At 34.4% G+C, this 22,488-nt stretch carries 24 protein-coding genes and 3 pseudogenes; 20 read left to right on the plus strand and 7 right to left on the minus strand.

Translation table 11 applies throughout. The features are described 5' to 3' along the window. Window positions 1-13: 13 nt before the first annotated feature. The 5 genes from RTP99_RS03285 to bcbE all read left to right on the plus strand — a co-directional run bounded on the left by RTP99_RS03285 (window position 14) and on the right by bcbE (window position 4,067). Complete coding sequence (locus RTP99_RS03285) at window positions 14-670, plus strand: YkyA family protein (RefSeq protein ID WP_000873548.1); 657 nt, start codon at window positions 14-16, stop codon at window positions 668-670. Window positions 671-829: 159 nt separating this feature from the next. Continuing rightward, window positions 830-1,510 (plus strand): MgtC/SapB family protein, encoded by a 681-nt coding sequence (locus RTP99_RS03290; protein WP_000119508.1) that lies wholly within the window; start codon window positions 830-832, stop codon window positions 1,508-1,510. Window positions 1,511-1,604: 94 nt separating this feature from the next. Continuing rightward, a complete protein-coding gene (locus tag RTP99_RS03295) occupies window positions 1,605-2,129 on the plus strand; it encodes a GNAT family N-acetyltransferase (protein ID WP_046646897.1) in 525 nt (174 codons plus the stop codon). Window positions 2,130-2,395: 266 nt separating this feature from the next. Beyond that, the gene (locus tag RTP99_RS03300; protein WP_000113545.1) at window positions 2,396-2,602 is read left to right on the plus strand and encodes an alpha/beta-type small acid-soluble spore protein; all 207 of its coding nucleotides are present in this window, start codon (window positions 2,396-2,398) and stop codon (window positions 2,600-2,602) included. 235 nt (window positions 2,603-2,837) lie between these two features. After that, on the plus strand, window positions 2,838-4,067 hold the full coding sequence (gene bcbE / locus RTP99_RS03305; RefSeq protein ID WP_046646900.1) for a bacillibactin exporter BcbE: 1,230 nt from the start codon (window positions 2,838-2,840) through the stop codon (window positions 4,065-4,067). A gap of 53 nt (window positions 4,068-4,120) precedes the next feature. Here the strand turns inward: bcbE and RTP99_RS03310 are convergent, their stop codons facing one another. Continuing rightward, window positions 4,121-4,735 carry a LysE/ArgO family amino acid transporter gene (locus RTP99_RS03310; protein ID WP_001287294.1) on the minus strand — a complete coding sequence of 205 codons (615 nt, stop codon included), beginning with the start codon at window positions 4,733-4,735 and terminating at the stop codon, window positions 4,121-4,123. 115 nt (window positions 4,736-4,850) lie between these two features. Here RTP99_RS03310 and RTP99_RS03315 point away from each other — a divergent pair, with 115 nt between their 5' ends. After that, a complete protein-coding gene (locus RTP99_RS03315; RefSeq protein WP_116733349.1) occupies window positions 4,851-6,296 on the plus strand; it encodes an aminotransferase-like domain-containing protein in 1,446 nt (481 codons plus the stop codon). 12 nt (window positions 6,297-6,308) lie between these two features. Further along, a complete protein-coding gene (locus RTP99_RS03320; protein ID WP_000816383.1) occupies window positions 6,309-6,476 on the plus strand; it encodes a DUF3933 family protein in 168 nt (55 codons plus the stop codon). Window positions 6,477-6,581: 105 nt separating this feature from the next. Here RTP99_RS03320 and RTP99_RS03325 read toward each other — a convergent pair whose 3' ends face one another. Together RTP99_RS03325 and RTP99_RS03330 are read right to left on the minus strand one after the other, a co-directional pair. Further along, the gene (locus tag RTP99_RS03325; RefSeq protein WP_000686819.1) at window positions 6,582-7,547 is read right to left on the minus strand and encodes a patatin-like phospholipase family protein; all 966 of its coding nucleotides are present in this window, start codon (window positions 7,545-7,547) and stop codon (window positions 6,582-6,584) included. An 87-nt stretch (window positions 7,548-7,634) separates the two neighbouring features. Continuing rightward, on the minus strand, window positions 7,635-7,790 hold the full coding sequence (locus RTP99_RS03330) for a YjcZ family sporulation protein (RefSeq protein ID WP_000540426.1): 156 nt from the start codon (window positions 7,788-7,790) through the stop codon (window positions 7,635-7,637). 224 nt (window positions 7,791-8,014) lie between these two features. On the opposite strand from RTP99_RS03330, the gene RTP99_RS03335 reads away from it, so the two are divergent. The 4 genes from RTP99_RS03335 (at window position 8,015) to RTP99_RS03350 (ending at window position 10,872) form a co-directional block, all read left to right on the plus strand. Then, window positions 8,015-8,767 (plus strand): YwqG family protein, encoded by a 753-nt coding sequence (locus RTP99_RS03335; protein ID WP_001041264.1) that lies wholly within the window; start codon window positions 8,015-8,017, stop codon window positions 8,765-8,767. 145 nt (window positions 8,768-8,912) lie between these two features. Beyond that, window positions 8,913-10,073, plus strand: a complete 1,161-nt coding sequence (locus tag RTP99_RS03340) for a transglutaminase domain-containing protein (protein ID WP_000520871.1) — start codon at window positions 8,913-8,915, stop codon at window positions 10,071-10,073. A gap of 108 nt (window positions 10,074-10,181) precedes the next feature. Beyond that, window positions 10,182-10,379, plus strand: coding sequence for a DUF4083 domain-containing protein (locus RTP99_RS03345; protein WP_014893815.1), 198 nt, complete (start codon window positions 10,182-10,184; stop codon window positions 10,377-10,379). Window positions 10,380-10,410: 31 nt separating this feature from the next. Further along, window positions 10,411-10,872 carry an NUDIX hydrolase gene (locus RTP99_RS03350; protein ID WP_014893814.1) on the plus strand — a complete coding sequence of 154 codons (462 nt, stop codon included), beginning with the start codon at window positions 10,411-10,413 and terminating at the stop codon, window positions 10,870-10,872. Between the two features lie 48 nt (window positions 10,873-10,920). Here the strand turns inward: RTP99_RS03350 and nadE are convergent, their stop codons facing one another. Beyond that, window positions 10,921-11,739, minus strand: a complete 819-nt coding sequence (gene nadE, locus RTP99_RS03355; protein ID WP_000174882.1) for an ammonia-dependent NAD(+) synthetase — start codon at window positions 11,737-11,739, stop codon at window positions 10,921-10,923. A 271-nt stretch (window positions 11,740-12,010) separates the two neighbouring features. Between nadE and RTP99_RS03360 the strand changes: the two genes are divergently transcribed. The 3 genes from RTP99_RS03360 (at window position 12,011) to RTP99_RS03370 (ending at window position 15,558) form a co-directional block, all read left to right on the plus strand. Further along, window positions 12,011-13,891 (plus strand): FtsX-like permease family protein, encoded by a 1,881-nt coding sequence (locus RTP99_RS03360; RefSeq protein WP_046646899.1) that lies wholly within the window; start codon window positions 12,011-12,013, stop codon window positions 13,889-13,891. Window positions 13,892-14,007: 116 nt separating this feature from the next. Then, entirely contained in the window at window positions 14,008-14,295 is a 288-nt protein-coding gene (locus tag RTP99_RS03365) for an AbrB/MazE/SpoVT family DNA-binding domain-containing protein (RefSeq protein ID WP_000648331.1), read from the plus strand. Between the two features lie 312 nt (window positions 14,296-14,607). After that, complete coding sequence (locus RTP99_RS03370; RefSeq protein WP_001089044.1) at window positions 14,608-15,558, plus strand: serine protease; 951 nt, start codon at window positions 14,608-14,610, stop codon at window positions 15,556-15,558. Between the two features lie 40 nt (window positions 15,559-15,598). Here the strand turns inward: RTP99_RS03370 and RTP99_RS03375 are convergent, their stop codons facing one another. After that, on the minus strand, window positions 15,599-15,907 hold the full coding sequence (locus RTP99_RS03375) for an ArsR/SmtB family transcription factor (protein ID WP_001259918.1): 309 nt from the start codon (window positions 15,905-15,907) through the stop codon (window positions 15,599-15,601). A 107-nt stretch (window positions 15,908-16,014) separates the two neighbouring features. Between RTP99_RS03375 and RTP99_RS03380 the strand changes: the two genes are divergently transcribed. After that, complete coding sequence (locus RTP99_RS03380; RefSeq protein ID WP_000877939.1) at window positions 16,015-16,950, plus strand: aldo/keto reductase; 936 nt, start codon at window positions 16,015-16,017, stop codon at window positions 16,948-16,950. A gap of 169 nt (window positions 16,951-17,119) precedes the next feature. After that, window positions 17,120-17,383 (plus strand): annotated as a pseudogene (locus RTP99_RS03385) (MFS transporter); the annotation flags it as partial. Between the two features lie 193 nt (window positions 17,384-17,576). Here the strand turns inward: RTP99_RS03385 and RTP99_RS03390 are convergent. After that, window positions 17,577-17,801, minus strand: a complete 225-nt coding sequence (locus RTP99_RS03390; RefSeq protein ID WP_000162606.1) for a hypothetical protein — start codon at window positions 17,799-17,801, stop codon at window positions 17,577-17,579. A gap of 84 nt (window positions 17,802-17,885) precedes the next feature. Next, window positions 17,886-18,233, minus strand: a complete 348-nt coding sequence (locus tag RTP99_RS03395) for a DUF4257 domain-containing protein (RefSeq protein ID WP_000426318.1) — start codon at window positions 18,231-18,233, stop codon at window positions 17,886-17,888. Between the two features lie 193 nt (window positions 18,234-18,426). Here RTP99_RS03395 and RTP99_RS03400 point away from each other — a divergent pair. The 4 genes and pseudogenes from RTP99_RS03400 to RTP99_RS27920 all read left to right on the plus strand — a co-directional run bounded on the left by RTP99_RS03400 (window position 18,427) and on the right by RTP99_RS27920 (window position 22,370). Next, window positions 18,427-18,942: pseudogene (locus RTP99_RS03400) on the plus strand (DinB family protein). Between the two features lie 191 nt (window positions 18,943-19,133). After that, window positions 19,134-20,183 carry a ribosome small subunit-dependent GTPase A gene (gene rsgA, locus RTP99_RS03405; protein ID WP_001073064.1) on the plus strand — a complete coding sequence of 350 codons (1,050 nt, stop codon included), beginning with the start codon at window positions 19,134-19,136 and terminating at the stop codon, window positions 20,181-20,183. 306 nt (window positions 20,184-20,489) lie between these two features. Continuing rightward, a pseudogene (locus tag RTP99_RS27915) lies at window positions 20,490-21,428 on the plus strand (HAMP domain-containing protein); the annotation flags it as partial. A gap of 123 nt (window positions 21,429-21,551) precedes the next feature. Beyond that, entirely contained in the window at window positions 21,552-22,370 is an 819-nt protein-coding gene (locus RTP99_RS27920) for a methyl-accepting chemotaxis protein (RefSeq protein ID WP_416335412.1), read from the plus strand. Window positions 22,371-22,488: the final 118 nt, after the last annotated feature.

Below are 22,488 nucleotides of genomic sequence, written 5' to 3' on the forward strand. Positions count from 1 at the left end.
GGAGGAATGAACGTTGAAGTATGGAAAAGTAGCAGTAGTTGGAGCACTATCAGTAGGACTATTAACAGGTTGTTTCGGTGAAAAACCAGAAGAAAACTTATATACAGCTTTTGAAACAGCGGCGAAGCAAGAAAAATCATTAGTTGATGAAGCGAAAAAATTAGAGAAGTTAGAGAAGGAAGGCCAAGAACTATATTCTCAAATTTTACAAGAAGGTAAAGATCATAATGACGCTGTTATGAAGAAAATAGAGCAAGCTACTGCAAATGTAGATGATCGTGAAAAAGCATTGAAAAATGAGAAAGAAATGCTAGAAAAAGCTCAGAAAGAAACAAAATCTGTTCAAGGAAATATAGAGAAGCTTGAAGATAAAAAGTTACAAAAACAAGCGAAAGCAGTAGAAGAGTCGTATAAAAACCGTTATGATGCATTCCAAAAGATGAATGAAAATTATACGAAGGCGTTGGCGACTGAAAAAGAACTGTATGAAAAATTAAAAGTAAAAGAAACGAAATTAAAAGAGATTGGTGAAAAAGTTAAAGCTGTTAATGAATTAACTGTGGAAGCACAAAAATCAAAAGAGCAATTTAACAATTTTACAAAAGAGTATAATGACAGTAAATTAGCATTCTACAAAGATGCAGAGATTAAGATTAAAGATCAGAAATAAAGAAGAATCTTAAACGTAATAAAAAGCCGGGGAAACATCGTCACAAATGTTTTTTCGGTTTTTTACGTTAAATGAATAGAAAAGACTGGAATTGATATCATAAAAGAGTTATAGTGAATTATTCTAAGGGAAACATTGTTAAGTAAGGAGACTAGAAATATGTCATATGAATTTTTACTCAAATTAGGTTTAGCACTCTTTTTAGGATTATTCATCGGGATAGATAGGCAGCTAAAGAATAAACCGCTTGGCGTGAAAACAAGTATGGTTATTTCTGTAGCAAGTTGTTTAATTACGATGGTTTCAATTGAATCTGTACATGTATATTCTGTTCCAGGGCATACCAATATGGATCCAATGCGTTTAGCTGCTCAAATTGTGAGCGGGATTGGTTTTCTTGGAGCAGGTGTTATTTTAAGAAGAAGTAATGATGTTATTTCGGGATTAACGACAGCTTCTATGGTGTGGGCTGCTTCAGCTTTAGGTATTGCGATTGGAGCAGGATTTTATTTGCAAGCGACGGTTGCTATGATTTTAATCATTTTAGCAATTAATGTACTTCCGCAACTTGTGAAAATTGCAGGACCGTATTCATTAAGACAAAAGGACTTGTCTATTAAAATTACTGTAAAAGAGCATCATGAGTTAGATGGTATATTTAAGCAGATTAAAAATTTAGGAATGCATGTAAAACGCGTGAAGATTAAAGATATAGATAGTGGGGCATTTCAGCAATTAGAGATGGTTATTTTAGCTCCAGAAGACTTGTATACGACGGAGTTATATAGTTCCCTAAAAGAGATTGATCGAGTAGTTTCAGTTGAAGTGGAAAGTAGATAATGGTGCTAAAAAAGAGTGAAGTGAATTTACTCTTTTTTAATTTGGATTTTTTAGGAAATAAATTGATATAATGGTGAATAACAAGGGGGGAGAAATGATGGAAATACATATTAGAAGAGCGATAAAAGATGATATACCAGGTATAGCAAAGGTCCACGCTGATAGTTGGAAAACGACATATAAAGGCATATTCCCTAACGAGATTTTAGAAAATATAACATATGAGCAACGGGAAAAACAATGGGAAAATATTTTTCAAAAAGAATGTAATCATCAATTTAGATTTGTAGCAGAGACGTTAAATGGAGAAATAGTTGGATTCATCGATGGGGGAGTTGAAAGAAGTGGTGCATATAATTGTAATGGAGAATTATATGCGATCTACCTTTTACAAGAGTATCAAGGAATGAAAATAGGACAAAAGTTATTTCAAGCTTTACTATCTGAATGTATAAAAAATGATATGCAATCACTTTTAGTATGGGTTGTTACGAATAACCCTTCTAAAACGTTTTATGAAAAATTTAATCCAGAAAAAATTGATACAAAATTTTTAGAGAGATTACAGGTGGAAGAGACAGCGTATTGTTGGAAAGATATTAATAATATTATTATGTAAAGTGTATGTTTGAGAGAGGTATACCAATTAAAGTTTACCTCTTTTGTTTCACTCGAATGGTTTGGACATAATGCGAAAGATATATGAAAAGAAGAAATGAAAGTACTAACAAATAGAAATTTAGAAGTAGTAACTTCTTAGTATAAAATGATGTAAGAGTCTCTCATTGTAGAGACTCTTTTTTTAAAATACAAATAACCAAAAATTACCATGTATTTAAATTAAAATTTAACACAATTTATATATAAATAAGGAGGTGATTGGTAATGGCTAGAAATCGTAATTCTAATCAATTAGCATCACATGGAGCACAAGCGGCTTTAGATCAAATGAAATATGAAATTGCACAAGAGTTTGGTGTACAACTTGGCGCTGATACTTCTTCACGTGCAAACGGTTCTGTAGGCGGTGAAATTACAAAACGCCTTGTAGCGATGGCAGAACAACAACTTGGTGGCGGATATACTCGCTAATTGTAGAAGGTTATAGGAGAAAGGAAGGATTCTTCCTTTCTTTTTTTTCAATTAATTGGTATGGATATATTGTGAACTGGATTCAAAGAATAGGAATAATACTATATTTTCCCCAATTTCTTTTGTTATGAATGGGAAGTAGTAAAAATGTAATAGCCCTGGTGGAATGAAAAGTTACGTTCCAGCAGGGCTATTATATGGTAAGAAATATATGATGAAAGGTTTCGAAGCCAACATGTTAAAAAAAGAAAACTGTTGTTTAATTGCGCTTGCATCAGTTCCACTTGTTATGACATTAGGGAATTCAATGCTCATCCCAATTCTGCCGACTATTGAAAAGAAATTACATATTTCATCATTTCAAGTATCCATGATTATTACAATTTACTCTATCGTAGCCATTCTACTTATACCGATTGCTGGTTATTTATCAGATAGATGGGGACGAAAGATGGTAATGGTTCCGAGTTTGCTGATTGCGGCTATAGGAGGAGCGATAACTGGTTGGGTATCTTGGAAAGTTGATAATCCCTACACTTGGATATTGATTGGTAGAGCGATTCAAGGTATTGGTGCTGCTGGTGCAATGCCAGTTGTTATACCGTGTGTTGGTGATTTATACAAAGATGAAAAACAAGTTAGTACAGGTTTAGGAATCATCGAAACATCCAATACATTTGGGAAAGTGTTGAGCCCTATTTTAGGGTCTGCTCTTGCTGCCATTGTATGGTTCCTACCGTTTTGGGCGATTCCAGTTTTATGCGTAGTATCAATTGTTTTATTACTTGTTCTAGTAAAGGCAAAGAAACAAGAAGGAAAAGTACCACCGCTTAAAGAGTTTATAAAATCAATTCTTGCTACGTTTCGAGAAAAAGGAAGATGGTTAATTGCCATTTTTGCATTAGGTGCAATTATTATGCTTATTTTATTCGGAATTCTCTTTTATTTGTCAACTATACTGGAATCAAAGTATGACATTCATGGTATTTGGAAAGGGTGTGTACTTGCAATCCCGTTACTTGTACTGTCACTTAGTTCATATATGGCTGGCAAAAAAATTGGAGACAACCAAAATGTGATGAAGAAGTGTATTTACATTGGTTTTTTAATGGCTGCTGCATCAGTCATCATTCCTTTATTTATAAAAGGAATTTATTTACTACTTCTTTGTCTCGTTATTATGGGGGTAGGAATTGGTATGGCACTCCCATGTTTAGATGCTCTCATTACACAAGGAATTGAAAAGGAGCAAAGGGGGACGGTTACGTCATTTTATAGTTCTATGCGATTTATCGGTGTAGCAGCTGGACCACCTCTATACTCTTTTTTCATGAAAGGTGCTGACCATGAAGTGTTTTATTTAACAAGTATTTTCGCTGGGATCGGTGCTGCTATAGCAATCATTTGGATTAAACCAGCAAAAGATGCAAAGAACGTAAAAAAGAAACCAGAACCTACTTCATAATTTGAAAGAGAATTGCATGATGTTTTCAGTAACATGCAATTCTCTTTCGTTCATTAGGAATAAATAACTTGTTTTAACATATAAAGTGCGACACTCCATATGATGAGACCAGAAAATTTATTTAATAATACGATTGTCTTTCCGGTCGAGTCTAGCCTTTTTAGAAATTTCCCCGCTAAAGCTAAACTTATAAACCAAATCCAAGAAACGATAATAGTTGCAAGTGTGAAAGCCCATTTTTCATTTCCTATGTATTGAATAGAATTGGTTCCAATTACACCGATTGTATCTAAAATTGCATGTGGATTTAATAACGAAACCGATGCGGCGAAAAGGATTTGCTTTTTTAAGGGCATGCTTTTTTCTTGTTTTACATCGTTGGAAGGGTTACTTCTCCAAATAACAAAGCCCATGTATAGGAGAAAGAAAAATCCAATTATATATAACGAGTTAGTTAGCCAAGAAAAAGTAAGGAGTACAAGGGAAACACCTTGTACCGCTATCAATATGAGTAACGTATCACATATAGAGGCAGTTAATACGACAGGGGCTGCTCTCCAAATATTCGGTTGGCTCGCACCTTGGTTAAAGACGAAAACATTTTGAACACCTAATGGAATGATAAGGCCAAATGCAAGAATGATACCATGAATAATTGCTTCACTCATCATATTACCTCCTATTTTAATTCGTTATGATAGTGTATATTGTATAGAAGAAATGAAAATTTGTATCCATCCATATGGTTGGGGAGGTTACCAACCAAAAAGAATGTAAGGTGATATGATGGAAAGAATCGTTTGGAAACCGAATATGTCTCTAGCGACGCCTCTATATAAACAAATAGAAATGTATATAAAAGAAAGAATCGTTAATGGAGAATGGACTGTTGGAACGAAATTACCTTCACAAAGAGAATTGGCATATACATTTGGTGTGAATCGAAGCACAATTGTAATGGCTTTCGATGAACTAGTTGCAAAGGGGTACATTGAAGGGAATGGCAGGAAAGGAACAATTGTTGTAAATAATAATGTGAATGCTTCCACATACGCACCCCCGCCTAATTGGCAGTCTTATGTAGAAACAGGACTTCATTATCCGAATCTGCCTGCTATTCAAGAAATAAATCAAGCTGAATTTGATCCGCATGTAATTCGTTTAGGAACAGGTGAGCTCGCGCCAAGTCTTTTACCTGAAAAAAAGATGAAAGATATTATGAATAAGCTTTTAGGAGCCAAGATGATACTTGGCTATGAAGAACCGAAAGGAAATCTTTCTTTAAGGAAGAAGATTGCAGATTATTTAAAAGGACAGGGTATATATGTATCTCCTGACTCTATATTGATTGTTTCAGGAGCAATTCAAGCGCTTCAACTTATTTCTATTGGGCTTCTTCCGAAAGGAGCGTCAATTTTATTAGAAAAACCATCATATTTATACTCTCTCAATGTTTTTCAATCAGCAGGAATACGTTTAATTGGAATGCCATTGGATGAGAGTGGGCTAGATGTGTCATATATTGCGAAATATAAGAAGCAATTTAATGCTTCTATTTTATATACAATCCCTTCTTTTCATAATCCAACTAATTTTAGCATGGATACGAAGAAGCGGACAGAAGTGATGGAGATATGCAATGAGATTGGATTGCCTATTATAGAGGACGCAGTGTATCAAGACTTATGGTTTGATGCTCCTATTTCGAAACCTTTAAAAGCATATGATAAAAATGGAATCGTACTACATATTGGAAGTATGTCTAAAGTTATTAGTCCGGGATTAAGAATTGGATGGATTGTTGGGTCTGAGCCTGTTATTCAAAGATTGGCAGACATAAAAATGCAAACAGATTATGGATCGAGTTCTATATCCCAGCAAATTGCAGCGGAATGGTTTACAAATGGATTGTATGATGAACATTTACAGTTTGTAAGAACTAAGTTGAAAAAACGCAGAGATTTTATGTTACAAATGTTAGAGAAATATTGCCATGATATAGCAACTTGGTATGAACCAGCAGGTGGTTTTTATATTTGGTTACATATGAATATCCCCGTTTCAAATCGTAGCTTATTTGACAAAGCTTTGAAAGAAAAGGTTTTATTAAATCCAGGTACTTTGTATGATAGAAGTGCAAATCAATTTTTGCGTTTATCATATTCATACGCAACGTTAGAAGAAATTGAAATAGGTATAAAAAAACTTGCACAACTAATGAAAAAGTAAGAGGAGAAAGTAATGAAACAATATGTAATTTGCCAAATTATCAATGGAGAAAAATATTTAGCTGCTTATGCGGAGACGAAGCAGGAAGCAATTGAAAAAGCAGAATTGTTAGGATTACGAACGGGAAATCGATACACCGTTATTACTGCAGAGGAAGCAGAAGGGTTAACTTATCCTTAAACAACGTATAATAATGATGCAGAAAGTAAATAAGCTTAGTAATATATTATTACTAGGCTTATTTTTTTGAAAGCGTTACGTGTTCTCGTATAAAAGATAATAATATTATGAGTCAAGTTGACGGAAATAACGATTTGATTTTCGATCCTGATTTCCGTTTCTATAGTTATCAATATATTGTCTGAAGTTCCACGATTGTAAAAACTTATTTGCGGCGTTATAACCAGAATTGTATAGCCACTCTTTTTCTTCCATTGTTAACTCAAAGTTTGTACTAGTAATGGACCCTGTTGGGATTGTAATTGTTCTTGCTTTTGATTCCTTGTCTAAATGACGTAAATCATGGGCTTGCATCATTGTTTTAAAAAGTCCTTTGAACATGGAGATCGGCTCGTTGTAGTGGGCTGGGTCAGCTTGAATCTCATCTTTTACGAAATGAAACCCAAAAGTCGGCCAGCGGGGAGAGGTAGGGGAGTCGAAAATCCAAATTGGATAATTGCTTAAAATTCCTCCATCAACCATATAACAAGGCTGCTTCCATTTTGGGGTTCTCCATTTCACCGGTTCAAAAAAGAAGGGGATTGTACTACTCATTCGTACAGCTTTAGCAATAGAGAAGCGATAATTTAAAAATCCGTAGTTTGGTAAATCATCGGGAAAGATAACCATTTTACCATTACTTATATCAGAAGCGATAATTTTAAGCTTATTTAAATCAGGTAAATCTGTAAATAAATGAACTCCTTTTTTTCGAAGTAATTCTTCAATCCATTCTTCTATAAAAATATTAGAGTAAATACCAAGAGTAGTCCATGCGCTTAATCCTTTTCCGATAAATGGGATTCTGTCAATAAAGGTTTTCTTCGTAAATTTATTATAATCAATATTTGTTATAATCGTTTTTAGCTCTGAGCAAGAGTATCCTGCTGCTAGGAGCGCAGCGATAATCGAACCAGCTGATGTTCCAGCTACACGTTCCCATTCATAGCCTTTTTCAGCTAACGCGCAAATTGCCCCTACATGCGCAATTCCGCGTACACCGCCTCCTTCAAAAACACCATCAATCTTCATAAAGCATACTTCCTTTCACATAAAAAATTTGAAAATGGCAAAAAAGCACGTATTGTACGTGCTTTTTTACAATAGTTTTTAAATTTACTAGCAGCCTACAAAGCCGCCCCAACAGCTAGCTCCGATGATGATTAGAAGGATGAATAAAACGATTAATAAAGCGAAACCTCCATAACCACATCCACCACAACTACCGCCGTAACCGCCGTAACCGTAGCCGCCGCAACTATATCCGTAACCCATGTGGAATTCCTCCTTATATTAAAAATAAAAATGAACGAGGGGAAAATGTACTGGAAGAAATAATGAACTATCGTGTTTGTAGGAACAATGTATACTATGCTTTTTTAAACTTGTTCGCGTATGAAGGAAGAGCCCGTTTTTTCGGAGGCTTGTTGTTTTTATAAAGAATGGAGTATAATTTTTGTGCGATGATACAAATAAGTATGTAAATATAAGGAGAATGTATGAATAAACAAATTGAAGTATTAATTGATAAATATGGGCTGACGCATTTAAAAGAGGAACTTATGAATACTGTATTTCCTTGTATAAAAGTTGTGCCAAAGCAGGAGGAAACAGTAGCGATAGGTAGTTCGAAAATGGGAGGGGTTCCTGACTTGCCATTTACATTTGAATATCCAACGCATAAAGGAAATCCGTTACAGTTTATTGCACAATTTAATTTAAAGGATTTACAAAATGTTGGTATAGATCATAATCTTCCTAAGACAGGGATGTTATATTTCTTTAGCGTTGAAAATTACTTTGAAGAAGATGTGAATCCAACCGAAGCGGGACGTGTACTTTATTATGATGTTCCTGTTGAGCAATTACGGAGAGCGGATGAATTGCAAACGGATTATAACCAGTGTGCAACTACTTTTGAACTGACATATAAATTGCCAGAGCTTTTCATTGAAGATGAGAATGATTCAGATCGTTTCTTACAATTACTTGAAGAGCTAATCCCAGATAACTACGATAACCATCAAATATTTGGTGAGCCATTTTCTGTACAAGATGAGGTATTGTACGAAACTGGACAGTATATGGAAATAGACCCGCAGCAAATGACGCTTTTATTCCAAATTGACTCAGATACTAAAAATTGTAATATGATGTGGGGAGATTTAGGGATGCTTTATTTCTGCATTGGAAATGAAGACTTGAAAAATCGACGTTTTGAAAATGCATGTTGTGTATTACAAACTTGTTAAGGAAGAAGGTTGTTCTTATAAAAAGAACAGCCTTTTTACAATGTTAAATATGCATAATCTCATATGACCTATACGAAAAAGTATTGTATACTCTGAAACTATACGATACTTTTTCGTATAGTTATAGAATGTAAGGAGTGACATGATGGGAAAGACAAGTAAGTATGTGACAGCTGCCGCACTTTGTTCAACGATAGTAATGGGAGGCTTACAGGCTTCATCTGTATCTTATGCAGCTACGAATTCAACTGTAGCGACATCACAATCAGATGCAAAGTTGTTAAATGATTTTAGAAAAGAATTAAAAAAACAGGTTGATAATCGAGAAGAAAATATTACAATCACATATAAAACGAAAGATAGAAATGCTAGAAATGTGATGGACCAATTGTACGGCGAGTTTAATAAAGTTGTAGATGCAGATGAGTATGTAAAATATAATGTAGCGTCTACTAAATATTCTATTAAAGGGTTACCAGGAAACTATACGTTTACACTGCAAGTTAAGTACCGTGAATCAAAAGAGCAAACACAATATGTAAAATCCCAGGCGAAAGCGATTATAGGCTCGATTGTAAAACCAGGAATGGATGAGCATGAGAAAGTGAAAGCTATTCATGATTACGTTGTAAAACATGTATCGTATGATACGTCTTATGGAGCATATACAGCATATGAAGCGTTAGCGAATCGTTCTGCCGTTTGCCAAGGATATACGTTATTAACATATGAATTACTAAAAGAAGCGGGTATCCAAAACCATATTGTAACAGGTACAGGAAATGGACAAGCTCACGCATGGAATTTAGTGAACATTGAAAACAAATGGTACCACCTTGATACTACATTCGATGATCCGGTACCGGATAAAGCTGGGCGCGTAACATATTCATATTTTAATATGTCTGATGAGCAATTAAGTAAAGATCACGACTGGGATCGTAGTAAATATCCTGCAGCATCTACAAGTTATTTTAATGAATTAACAAACAAAATAAAAGCGGGTAGTTCAAAGACTGCGGCGTATGAACAAATGTTAAAAGAAACAAATTTAAAATATATGTCTACACAATACGGAGCAGAGAATTATAGTGAGTTTAAGAAGAAATTACAGCAACAATTTGCTTCTAAGCCAGAAAAGGTAGAAGTACGATATAAGCAGTCTATGGATGGAACAATGCAAGATATAAAGAAAGTGTTAAATGAAATAAATTGGCCAAAAGGTGCAAAGCGTGTATCTTATCAAGTAGCACCTTATAGTGCGATGGCAGATTATTCATTAGCGACAATTACATTTACGTATTAAGTAATGAAAAAGAGCATCTGTAAAAAGGTGCTCTTTTTACATTTGTTTATCATTTTAAAATATTGGGAATTATGTGATAAAATAACGAGGAGAGGATGTGAATGCTGAATGAACTTCTTCGAAAGTAATATATTTACATTGATATATACTTGTTTAGTAATCGGACTTATTGTTTTGTTTTTCATATCATTTACTTTGTTTATTAGAAGAGTATTACAAAGCAGTGCTGCAAAGAAACACCACGCGATTAATATGAACCAGAAGCTAGATCGAATTATTGAATTGCTTGAAAAAGATAAGAAATAGTGATAAAAGAAGTATGAAAAGGGGAAAGAGAATGGCCAATTATATAAAAGAATTACGTGAAAAAGTAGGACATGATTATGTTTTCTTAAACTTTGCCGGTGGTTGTGTATTTAATAAAGAAGGAGAAGTATTACTGCAAAAAAGAGGAGACTTTAATGCCTGGGGCTTTCCTGGCGGGGCAATGGAAATTGGAGAATCGGCTGCAGAAACTGCAATTCGAGAAATAAAAGAAGAAACCGGGTATGATGTAGAAATAAATGAGCTTATTGGAGTGTATACAAAATATTTTCAATCATATCCAAATGGAGACAAGGCACAGTCAATTGTGATAGTCTTTTCATGCTCAATTGTTGGAGGAGAGAAAAGAACAGACGGTGATGAAACATTGGATTTGCAGTTTTTCCCGTTAGATAAAATGCCGCCTTTATTTTGTAAACAACATGAAGATTGCTTGCAGGATGTATTGGAGAAAAGAGTAGGGGTATATCGTTAACATATAAAAAAGAAGCTAAATGAGATTAGCTTCTTTTTTATGTTTTACTTACTTCCACCAATCATCAAACATAGATGCTGGAACTTGTCTCTTATGTTCGCTCACTGTGTAACGTTTTTCAATTTTTTCTGCAACGTCAGTTGGAACTGCTTTACCTTCTAAATAGTCATCAAGTTGATCGTATGTAATACCTAACTCTGTTTCATCAGCTTGACCAGGTTTTTCATCCAATAAATCAGCTGTTGGCATTTTTAAATAAAGTCGCTCGTCTGCACCTAATTCTTGTAGTAAAGCACGTCCTTGGCGCTTCGTTAATCCTGTTAATGGTAATAAATCTGCACCACCATCTCCGAATTTTGTAAAGAATCCCGTTACAGCTTCTGCAGCGTGATCTGTTCCGATAACAAGAAGGCTGTTTTGTCCACCGATTGCATATTGTGTAACCATGCGGATACGTGCTTTCACGTTACCTTTATTGAAATCTGTTAATGATTCACCTAATAAGTTTTCGTATTGATTTGAGAAAGCATCAACTGTTGAAGCGATATCAAATGCAACAGATTGATCAGCTTGAATAAATTGTAATGCTAATTGCGCATCATCTTCGTCTTTTTGCACTTTATAGGGAAGGCGCACGGCGATAAACGTTGCGTTACCACCTTCATTACGAATTTCTTCAACTGCAAGCTGGGCTAAACGTCCCGCTAATGTAGAGTCTTGTCCGCCACTAATTCCAAGTACAAATCCTTTCGCACCTGTTTTTTTTACATAATCTTTTAAGAAATCAACACGTTTACGGATTTCTGCTTTCGGATCAATTACAGGTTGAACGTGTAATGCTTTCATAATCTGTTCTTGCAATGTCATTATGTTTTCCTCCTATTCATATTAAAGCGGTAAATAAGTTTATATGTATATTGGTACATACTTCTATCCTTTATTATTTCGCAAAATTAACGAATATACAATAGGATGTGTGTATGAATATGAATGTAGTCATTATAATGAAACTGCATCGTTTAAGCAATTTTTTTGAAACCTTTCAATAATGTAAGGTTTTTGTCATTTGAATCGATGGAAGCTATTTCCGCATTTTACTAATATAAGAACATAGTTAGTAGAAGGGCGGAGAAGGAATATGAACATTAGAGAACTTGCATACCGAAATGTAACGCGAAATAGACGAACATACTCAGCATATTTTTTAAGTAGTGCATTTGCTATTATGGCTTTTTTTGTTTATTCATTTTTTGCGTTTCATCCGGCGTTAAGTGCTGGAGAATTGGGACAATACGTGTTCGTAAGTATGTCGTTTGCACAGTCCATTATTTACTTATTTACATTTTTCTTTATTTTATATTCGATGGGAATGTTTTTAAAAACGAGAAAGCGTGAATTAGGAATTTTAATGATGTTAGGTATGACGAAATATCAATTAAAGCGTCTTATCTTTTTTGAAAATATTATGATTGGGATAGGGGCAATTATTTTTGGAATTCTAGCAGGAATGTTATTTTCTGGAGTATTAATGTTTGTAGCTCCCATGATATTAAAGTTAGATATTTCCTTGCCTTATTACATTCCAATGAAAGCCATTGTTGTAACGAGTATTATGTTTTTCGTATTATTTATGATTATTTCATTGTTTAGTGCAGGAATGATCCGGAAGAATAAAATTATGAAATTGTTTAGAGGATCAGCAGAAGCGAAGCCGGAACCGAGAGCATCCATTATTTCTTCTATATTAGCAGTCATATTGCTTAGTGCGGGATATGCAGGAGCGCTTATGTCACACGGTGCAATGGTATTTATCATGATGATTCCTGTTACAACGGTAGTCATTATTGGTACGTATTTGCTGTATAAGCAGTTGAGTGTCTTTATTATTAGACTATGTAAAAAAAGTAAACGTTTCTATTGGACACAGACAAATATTATTACGTTGTCAGATTTAGCTTACCGTATGAGAGATAATGCAAGAATGTTCTTTATTGTAACCATAATTTCAACTGTAGCATTTTCAGCAATAGGTACATTAGTTGGCTTTACATCAATGACAAAGGCGATTATGGAGAGACCAATTGCGTTTCACTATCATTCTAAGCAAGGAAATAGTAATGAATCACAGCATTTGAAAATGATTGATGAAGGATTAAAGAAACATAGTATAGCAGCTTCAAAAACTAATATTTCAACGAAGAAAACGGAGGAGCAGTCGTTAAAAAGCGCCACCTTTATAAAGGAATCAGACTATAAGGAATATGCGAAGTTAACAGGAGAACCCTTTCATGCGGTATCCCAAAAAGAAGTTTTATTTTTGTCAGTCGATATACCAGGACCACCGATGAAGGAAAGAAAAGAAATTACTTTACCACATTTGAGTGAACCTTTACATGTGAAAAAAGTTAATACTTCTTCATTAAGTAAAATATTAAGAGGTAACGTTTATGTAATCTCTAAAAATCAATATGATGCATTACAAGATGGGTTTAAAGAGGAAAAAGATTATGTGTACAAAACAGAAGGAACGAAAGATGAAGTTGAGGTTGGTAAAGAACTAACGCATCTGATGAAGCCTTATGAAGAACATACAACGTTTAGTGCAGAAGAGTACGAACAAAACCAAAGTTTACAAATTGCAGGACCAATTCTATTTGTAGGTTTCTTTATTGGTATTGTATTTTTCGTATGTGCAGGAAGCTTCCTTTATTTCCGTTTGTTTTCTGACTTGGAGGATGATACTCGTTTGTTTGAAATGATTCGAAAAGTAGGCTTAACAAGTGGAGAATTATCGAAAGTAGTTACAATTCGATTGGGACTTTTATTCTTCGTTCCAATAGGTGTTGCAACATTACATGGGGCAGTAGCGTTAACTGCACTCGGACAGATGTTTGAGTACTCACTATTTAAAGAAAATGCGATTGTATTAAGTATTTTCATAGGAATTCAAGTTGTATATTTTTTACTGATTCGATCTCGTTATTTAAAACAATTGAAAGAGAGATTACGTATTCGTTAAATGTGTTTTTTTAACTTGAGTACAAAATTTTCTAAAAAGAGGCAGGTATTACCAAAAAGTGATAAAATGGAAAAAGCGAGGTGGAAAAATTAATAAAAAGTAAGGGAGGAAGTAATATGAAAGCAACAGGAGTTATTCGAAAAGTAGACGAATTAGGACGAATTGTAATTCCTAAAGAATTACGTGATGTATTGGGAATACAAATTAAATCACCGCTTGAAATTTTCGTAGAAGAAGACAAAGTCATTTTACAAAAATATCAACCTTACAATGCTTGTCAAATAACAGGTGATGTTTCAAATCAAAACATATCATTAGCAAATGGAAACATTACTGTTAGTATAGATGGAGCGAAATATTTAATAAAAGAAATAGAAAAGTTTTTAAACAAGAGTGAGGTTTAGTCTTAATTCAAATTATTTTTAAAATTTCATATCATTCTTTAAAAACTATAAAAGGACCATTCAATTGGTCCTTTTATTTATCTCGTAATTTTTCGTTTCTAAAAATTACGAGATAAATAAAGTGAAACTTTAATCAGCCCTCACCAATCAGGCTGCCCATTAAAGCGGGATAAAAGAGTAGTATAAAATTCGTAAGCCTTATTGAGAAACATTTTTAAGGAAGGAAAACGAAACACATAAAACGAATGTTACATGTAAGTGTTTTCAAAAGTGGTCTGAAATGAAAATAATATATTTTCAGGAGGGATTACGATGAATAGTAGTACAGCGAATAAACAAAAAGGTATACAATTGATTCCTTTTACAGTAGATAAGGTGGTTGAACAAGTAAATGAAATTCCACCAGGTGTACAACTCATTCATGCTCCGCAAGTATGGGAGAAGAGTGCGAAAGGAAAAGATATTGTCGTTGCCGTATTAGATACAGGGTGTGATACGAATCATATAGATTTAAAGGATCGTATTATCGGCGGAAGAAATTTCACGAAAGATTACGAAGGAGATCCAAATATTTATCTTGATAATAACGGACACGGTACTCATGTAGCGGGGACAATTGCAGCGACTGAAAATGGAATCGGTGTTTTAGGAGTGGCACCACTTGCTAAAATGCTAGTGTTAAAGGTTTTAGCAGGGGATGGTTCTGGAAGTTATGAGCAAATTATTGAGGCGATTCATTATGCTGTAAATTGGAGAGGGCCTAATAAAGAAAGAGTTAGAGTCATTTCCATGTCACTTGGTGGCCCGCAAGACGTTCCGGAATTACATGAAGCAATTCAAAATGCGGTAAAGCAAGATGTTCTCGTCGTATGTGCTGCTGGGAATAATGGAGATTGTAATGATAACACGGAGGAACTAGATTTCCCAGGTGCATACTCAGAAGTAATTGAAGTCGGCGCTGTCAATTTAGATCGGAAAATCGCATGTTTTAGTAATTCAAATCAAGAAATTGATTTAGTGGCGCCAGGCGATGAAATATTATCTACGTATCCTGAAGGGAAATATGCTGTATTAAGTGGTACTTCTATGGCGACACCGCATGTCGCTGGAGCACTGGCATTGCTCATAAAGCAGTGTGAAAGGGAATATGGTAGAAAGTTATCAGAACCAGAAATATATGCACAACTTATTAAAAGAACTGTACCTTTAGGATATGAACGTACATCTGAAGGGAATGGTTTATTAGATTTATTGAAAGAATAACAATTACTAAAAAACATCTCATATTTTTATGAGATGTTTTTTAGTATGGCTCTGTCGCATGTAATACGACATCTAATAAACCGGGGAATCTAGCATTTAAGTCATCTTCACGAATTGAAATGAAACGTTGAGTTCCTTCAAGGCGTGTATACATAACACCGGATTCACGTAAAACTTTGAAATGGTGTGATAAAGTTGATTTCGCGATTGGAATGTTTAACGCGCCACAAGATTGTTCGTTTTTTTCTAGTAGCATAGTTACAATTTGTAAACGAATTTGATCGCTAAGTGCATATAGAACAGAAGAGAATTGAATTTCTTCTCGATTTGGATGATAGAGAGTACGCATTTTTTCACCTGCTTGTATAAGTTAATATATTTGCACTATAACATATAAAGTGGTATATTTCTATTGTTCGAATATATTCGAAAAATAGAAATATAGGGGGAGAAAAAATGAAGTATACAAAATTGCAAAAGGCAGGACTACATATTTCAAAATTGGGGTTAGGAACAAACGCTGTAGGGGGACATAATTTATATGCTGATGTGAATGAGGAAGAAGGAAAACGATTAATAGAAGAAGCTATCGGGCAAGGGATTACATTTTTTGATTCGGCAGATTCATACGGTTTCGGTAGATCAGAGGAATTGGTGGGAGAAGTATTGAAAGGAAAACGCCATGAAGTTGTACTTGCTACCAAAGGTGGAATACAACCGTTATTAAATGGAGAGGTTTATATGAATAATGAACCGAGCTATTTAAGAAATGCTGTAGAAAATAGCTTAAGAAGATTACAAACTGATTATATTGATTTATATTATTTACATTTTACAAACCCAGAAACAAGTTACATAGATTCAATTGGAGAACTTACTCGCCTAAAAGAAGAAGGGAAAATTCGTTCAATTGGAATATCTAACGTAAACGTAGAGCAATTAAAAGAAGCGAATCAGCACGGACACATAGATGTTGTACAATCACCGTATAATATGTTAGATCGTACTGCTAGGGAAGAACTTTTGCCATATTGTATAGAATCAGGTATTTCATTTATTCCTTACGGGCCTCTTGCTTTTGGGATACTAGGTGGTAAATATACAGAAGATTTCAAATTGAATAAAGGAGATTGGCGTCAAAGTGTAAATCTATTTGAAGAGAATACATATAAGAGTAACTTTAAGAAAGTTGAAAAATTAAAAGACTTAGCTAAAGAAAAGGATCTCGAATTATCGCATTTAGCTTTAGCGTGGTTATTAAACCAAAAAGGAATTGATACTGTTATTCCTGGTGGGAAACGAGCGGAGCAAATAAGAGAAAGTGTAAGAGCGGTGGAAGTTTCATTGAATGAAAAAGTCATGAAAGAGATTGAATCTATTTTAGAAGATTAATTGAAAGGGGGATAGTTTCCTCTTTTTATCCCGCTTTAATGGGCAGTAAGACCCCCATCTCAAAATTCAGCGAAAGTAAAGAAGGTAGGTGGGGGGATCAACTGCCCATAAAAGCCCGATTGGTGAGGGCTGATTAAAGTTTCACTTTATATAAAAGGAGAAGATTTAAATGAAAAGAGTACTAGCTGTATTCTTTACAATCATGTTTATGATCGGTACAGATACTTTCTTAATTTCACCACTTTTACCAACTTTACAACAGGTGTATCATATTTCAACTGAGTTGTCAGGGTGGATGGTAAGTTCATATGCTTTAGGATACGCTGTATTTGCACTTATCGCTGGTCCTATATCAGATGGATTAAATAGAAAAAAAGTGATGGTAATAGGAATGAGTTTTTTTGCGTTAAGTACGTTTTTATGTGGGATTGCGTCATAAAGTCTTTACAAATAAAAAAAGAGCCCAAAAATAAAAATCCCTATAGAGATAGGGATTAATATATCGGCATATAGTTCCTTGGAAAAGGATATACTGAGTATAACATATAGGACTACTTATAATTGTGAAATAGATGTGAAAGTAATGTGAAAAATAACATAATAAAAGCACTGTTTTAGCTAATGAACTAAAACAGTGCTTTTCTTTTTGATTGAACAGTTGCTGCATTTTCATCATGTATGCCTGCATCTTTAATAATTCGTTGTTTTGCTTTATTTAATAGATGGTTTACTGCTTCACCAAAATAGTTAGCTTCGCTTTTTGTGCGGGCTTCTCGTAAACATTTATAGTTTTCTAGCAGTTCCTCTTTTTCAGTGTTTGTTAAGAAATCTTCTATTTTCTTTTTTGTCATACGAAACACCCTTTCTTCTGACAAACGACGCAATAGAAAATATTTATTGTTTATTATAGCAATAATTTTTAAAGAAAGTACAGACTAACGTCGTAATAATTTGTCAATTTCTTGAATCTTCTCATCAGCTTTCCCAATTTGTTTATTTTTAGCCTGCTCACCACCGAGCGCTTGGTGTAGTAAGAAAGTCTGACCGGAAATAGCAGTCACAATGGATACTTTAATAATTTCTTTTATTAAGGTGACATCGAATAAAACGAGTCCAAGAAGTGCAGCTAGACTACCAGTGAAAATATCAGTCAAAAACCCAAAGTGAAAAAAAGTTTTCAAACGGCGTGGAAGCAATAACTTACCTTGGTTATTGATTAGATGGGAAACGAAACCGGTAATGCCACCAACGAGAACAGCAGTTAGCCATTGATACATTTCCATCGAATCCACTCCTTTTAGTGAATAAGATTCGATTATTTTATATTGATTCCTTTTAATATTTCATAGAAGCATATTGAGAAAGTTTGTTTGGTTTTTTCTATATTCAATTTAATTGTATCAGAAAAATCTGATATATATGAGTCTATTATGAAGCAGTTATTCCTTAATATGAATGTAGAAAGGGGTGCGTGATATGAATATAGATTACCGAATAAGAAGTGTGGATGGTTATACAAAAAATATAGGGGAATTAGTCAGCATGCTGGAGCATACGAGGGCTGTAACATTACAGGAAATTAGCAATCTATCAGTTGAGCAATTAGACTCAATGCTAAGTGGTGGAAATTTCATCGGAGCTTTATTAAAGCATATAGCAGCTATTGAAAAAGCATATCAGCTTATTTCATTTCAAGAGCGTGACTTTACAAAGGAAGAATTAGAAATATGGAAAGACGCACTCTATTTAGGAGAATAGGGGAAAACGATTCGTGGTCATGAAATAAAGTATTATGTACAACTTCTACAAAGTGTTCGAGAAGAATCTCTGAAGTATTTGAGTAAACAAGATGATGAATGGCTTATGTCAGAAAGAAAGTGGCTTAACGGTGTAGCGCATAACCAGTACTATTTGTGGTTTCACGTGCTAGAAGATGAGATGAGTCACCGTGGGCAAATTAGAATGATAAAAAATAAATTATTCGAAAATTAAGTTAAATAAGGTAGCTTTTTGTATGGATATTCCATATAATGAGAGTAATTAAAATGAGAACGGGGTGATGTATTATGGCGAACATAACTTATATGAATAATAAACCAAATACAAAGGTGGATGGAAAGGGCGAGACTGTATAAGTTAGCGCACGATCCTTCCGCTTAGCTTACACTAGGGAGGATATCAATTTGAATCAAAATATTTTAGAATCGTTCGGCTGGGATTCTTTCTTTGAGGAACAGGCTGTAGAGAACTTTGAGGTAGGGCGTATTTTACTTGAGCATAAGCATATATATCGAATTATTTGTAATGATGGTGAATATATGGCTGAGCTGTCTGGTAAGTTTCGGCATGAAGCAGTAACGAAGGGGGATTATCCAGCGGTTGGTGATTGGGTGTATATAAAGAAAATAGAGAATGAAAAGAAAGCGATCATTCATCGTATTTTTCCGAGAAGAAGCTCTTTTTCTAGACAAGAGGCTGGTACTCGAACGGAAGAGCAAGTAATAGCAGCAAATGTAGATTATCTATTTTTAGTGAATGCACTTAACCATGATTTTAATGTAAGAAGAATGGAACGTTATTTACTATTAGCGTATGAAAGCGGTGCAATGCCTGTAATTGTTTTAACAAAGAGTAGCTTATGTGAGGACGTGGAACAGAAAATCGTTGAAACAGAAGCTGTGGCAATTGGTGTTCCGATCTTCGTTGTTGATAGTTTAGAACATACTGGTATTGAATCGTTGCAGCAATTTGTTTCTTCAGGAAAAACAATTGCTCTAGTCGGATCATCTGGGGTTGGAAAATCCACTTTGTTAAATGCACTTATAGGAATTGAAGTAGCAAAAACGGGTGATATTCGTGAGGAAGATAGTAAAGGAAGGCATACGACAACTCATCGTGAATTGTTCCGATTACCGAGTGGTAGTTTAGTTATTGATACTCCTGGTATGAGGGAGCTACAGCTTTGGGAAGGAAGCGATGCAATTCAAACAACATTTTCTGATATTGAAGAACTAGCAAAAACGTGCCGTTTTAGGGACTGTAAGCATGAAAATGAGCCAGGGTGCGCAGTGCATAGTGCAATTGATAACGGGATTATGACGATAAATCGTTTGCAAAGCTATAAAAAATTACAAAGAGAACTAGCGTATTTCATTAGAAAACAAGATGCTATTCTTGCAAGGGCAGAGCGTGATAAGTGGAAAAAGATTTCTAAACAGCATAAAAAAATGTGAAAAGTCAAAGGGTGGTTCCCTTTGGCTTTTTGCATTTGTAAATTTTATAATAATATTATTCATATATATGGACAAAGGGAAATTAATTGTTTAAACTTTACAAAGTATTCATCATAATAGGTTATGAAAATAATAATTAGGGAATGGGAAATATTTATAATTCGTTAGATTTAACTTTTAAAATTGAAAAGCAGGAGGTTTGTAATGGGTAGACTATTAAATTGGTTTCGTGATATGAAAGTAGCAAAAAAACTATTAATTTCATTTTTTGTTATTTTAATTGCGGCTGTCTCTATTATAGGAGGCATGTCTTATCAAACAGCTAAAAAGAATTTTGAATCACAAATTACGAGCAGTGCTCACGACAATATAAAAATATTAGATAATTTAATCAATCAAATGATTGAGGCGAAATTTAATGATGTAAATAATTTTGCACGGGTGATTCAAGGGAATATGTATCAAGGGGATAATCAAGAGGAATTAAGAAAAATATTATCACAATATATCAATTTGAATAAAGATGTTGAACAAGTATATGTTGCTGGAAACGATAAAAAATTTGTACAAGAACCAAATATACAAATGGCAGCAGACTACGATCCAACAGAACGTTCTTGGTATAAAGATGCAGTAGCAAAACAAGGTGGTATTGTAATTACTGAGCCGTATAAGGCAAAAGGAAATGGACATATTGTCGTAACGATTGCAAAACAAGCAGAAGATAAAAACGGTGTTGTAGCGGTAGATTTAAGTTTAGATAATTTATTAAAAACAACGAAGTTAATTAATATTGGTAAAAAGGGATATGCTTTCATCTTAGATGGGAAACAAAAAATAATTGCACACCCTCAAGAAAAATCAGGAGAAAAAGCAGCCGATTCTTGGGCAAAGAAAATTTATGAAGATAATCATGGGGCTTTTTCTTATACGTATGACGGTAGTGAAAAACAAATGGTATTTGCTACAAATGTAAAAACAGGTTGGAAAATTGGCGGGACTATGTACTCAAATGAAGTAATTGAAGCTGCGCAGCCTGTATTTTATAATATGTTAATTGTTATGTTCATTTCATTAGTTATAGGTGGGGCACTTATTTATTTTGTGACACTTTCTATAACAAAGCCCTTAAAAAGATTAGTTGTCACTTCTAAAGAAATAAGTGAGGGAGATTTAACGCAAACAATTGATATTCATTCTAATGATGAAATCGGTCAACTTGCAAAAGGATTTAATGAGATGACAGATGCATTGCGAACATTAATCGGAAGAATTAATACTTCGGCTGGACATGTTGCAGCAGCATCAGAAGAGCTAACAGCAAGTGTAAGACAGGCGAGTGAAGCGACTGAGCAAATTACGATGGCAATGGACGAAATATCAAGCGGGGCAACAACGCAAACGACAAGTGTAGAAAATGGGGCAATGTTACTATTTGATGTAACAGAAGGCATTCAGCATGTAGCAAATAGTTCATCATCAATTAGTACGGCTTCGGCTCATACTCGTGAAAAAGCAGAAAATGGTGGGAAACTAGTCGGAAAAACAGTAAATCAAATGCAGTCAATTGCAGAATCTGTTTCACAATCAGATGAGGTTATTCAGTTACTAAATAATAAATCAAAGCAAATTGGTGACATATTAGAAGTAATTCAAAATATTGCAGATCAAACAAATCTTCTAGCTTTGAATGCAGCAATTGAAGCTGCAAGAGCGGGAGAGCACGGAAGAGGATTTGCAATTGTTGCAGATGAAGTACGTAAATTGGCGGAGAAGTCTAGCGTATCTTCTAGTGAAATAAGTAAATTAATATGTGAAATACAAGATGACATGAGTAAGACGGTAAAGTCTATGGGTCATGTAAATGAAGAAGTTCAATCTGGACTTGTTATTGCAAATGAAACGAAGCAAAACTTTACTGAGATTTTACAATCTACAAATGAAATTGCCAATCAAATTAAAACGATGGTTGAAACGGCTAACGGGATGTCAAAAGGTGCAAATGAAGTGTCTATTTCGGTAGGACAAATTGCAATGACAGCGCAGAATAATGCGACGAGTACTCAAAACGTTGCAGCATCAGCAGAAGAACAATTAGCGTCCATTGAGGAAATTAGTTCTGCGGCGGGTACATTATCTCAAATGGCTGAAGAGTTACAAGGGTTAATTGAAAGATTTAAAGTGTAATAAAGGACAGACTACTCCAAAATAGCAGTATGCGATTTTGGAGTAGTCTGTTTTTACTATGTAACATGAAATGTGATAAAGAGTATGTTTATGATGTTTAAAGGTATATCATGTATAA

The sequence above is a fragment of the Bacillus sp. (in: firmicutes) genome (assembly GCF_031983925.1).
Lineage (GTDB): Bacteria > Bacillota > Bacilli > Bacillales > Bacillaceae_G > Bacillus_A > Bacillus_A pacificus.

Coding starts and splice junctions, on each gene's coding strand:
- RTP99_RS03340 (WP_000520871.1), top strand. CDS start 8,913: ATGGGAAAGACAAGTAAGTATGTGACAGCTGCCGCACTTTGTTCAACG.
- nadE (WP_000174882.1), bottom strand. CDS start 11,739: ATGACATTGCAAGAACAGATTATGAAAGCATTACACGTTCAACCTGTA.
- RTP99_RS03295 (WP_046646897.1), top strand. CDS start 1,605: ATGATGGAAATACATATTAGAAGAGCGATAAAAGATGATATACCAGGT.
- RTP99_RS03300 (WP_000113545.1), top strand. CDS start 2,396: ATGGCTAGAAATCGTAATTCTAATCAATTAGCATCACATGGAGCACAA.
- RTP99_RS03290 (WP_000119508.1), top strand. CDS start 830: ATGTCATATGAATTTTTACTCAAATTAGGTTTAGCACTCTTTTTAGGA.
- RTP99_RS03360 (WP_046646899.1), top strand. CDS start 12,011: ATGAACATTAGAGAACTTGCATACCGAAATGTAACGCGAAATAGACGA.
- RTP99_RS03320 (WP_000816383.1), top strand. CDS start 6,309: ATGAAACAATATGTAATTTGCCAAATTATCAATGGAGAAAAATATTTA.
- RTP99_RS03345 (WP_014893815.1), top strand. CDS start 10,182: ATGAACTTCTTCGAAAGTAATATATTTACATTGATATATACTTGTTTA.
- RTP99_RS03330 (WP_000540426.1), bottom strand. CDS start 7,790: ATGGGTTACGGATATAGTTGCGGCGGCTACGGTTACGGCGGTTACGGC.
- RTP99_RS03365 (WP_000648331.1), top strand. CDS start 14,008: ATGAAAGCAACAGGAGTTATTCGAAAAGTAGACGAATTAGGACGAATT.
- RTP99_RS03315 (WP_116733349.1), top strand. CDS start 4,851: ATGATGGAAAGAATCGTTTGGAAACCGAATATGTCTCTAGCGACGCCT.
- bcbE (WP_046646900.1), top strand. CDS start 2,838: ATGTTAAAAAAAGAAAACTGTTGTTTAATTGCGCTTGCATCAGTTCCA.
- RTP99_RS03375 (WP_001259918.1), bottom strand. CDS start 15,907: ATGCGTACTCTCTATCATCCAAATCGAGAAGAAATTCAATTCTCTTCT.
- RTP99_RS03325 (WP_000686819.1), bottom strand. CDS start 7,547: ATGAAGATTGATGGTGTTTTTGAAGGAGGCGGTGTACGCGGAATTGCG.
- RTP99_RS03390 (WP_000162606.1), bottom strand. CDS start 17,801: ATGACAAAAAAGAAAATAGAAGATTTCTTAACAAACACTGAAAAAGAG.
- RTP99_RS03380 (WP_000877939.1), top strand. CDS start 16,015: ATGAAGTATACAAAATTGCAAAAGGCAGGACTACATATTTCAAAATTG.
- RTP99_RS03370 (WP_001089044.1), top strand. CDS start 14,608: ATGAATAGTAGTACAGCGAATAAACAAAAAGGTATACAATTGATTCCT.
- RTP99_RS03395 (WP_000426318.1), bottom strand. CDS start 18,233: ATGGAAATGTATCAATGGCTAACTGCTGTTCTCGTTGGTGGCATTACC.
- RTP99_RS27920 (WP_416335412.1), top strand. CDS start 21,552: ATGGACGAAATATCAAGCGGGGCAACAACGCAAACGACAAGTGTAGAA.
- RTP99_RS03350 (WP_014893814.1), top strand. CDS start 10,411: ATGGCCAATTATATAAAAGAATTACGTGAAAAAGTAGGACATGATTAT.
- RTP99_RS03335 (WP_001041264.1), top strand. CDS start 8,015: ATGAATAAACAAATTGAAGTATTAATTGATAAATATGGGCTGACGCAT.
- RTP99_RS03310 (WP_001287294.1), bottom strand. CDS start 4,735: ATGAGTGAAGCAATTATTCATGGTATCATTCTTGCATTTGGCCTTATC.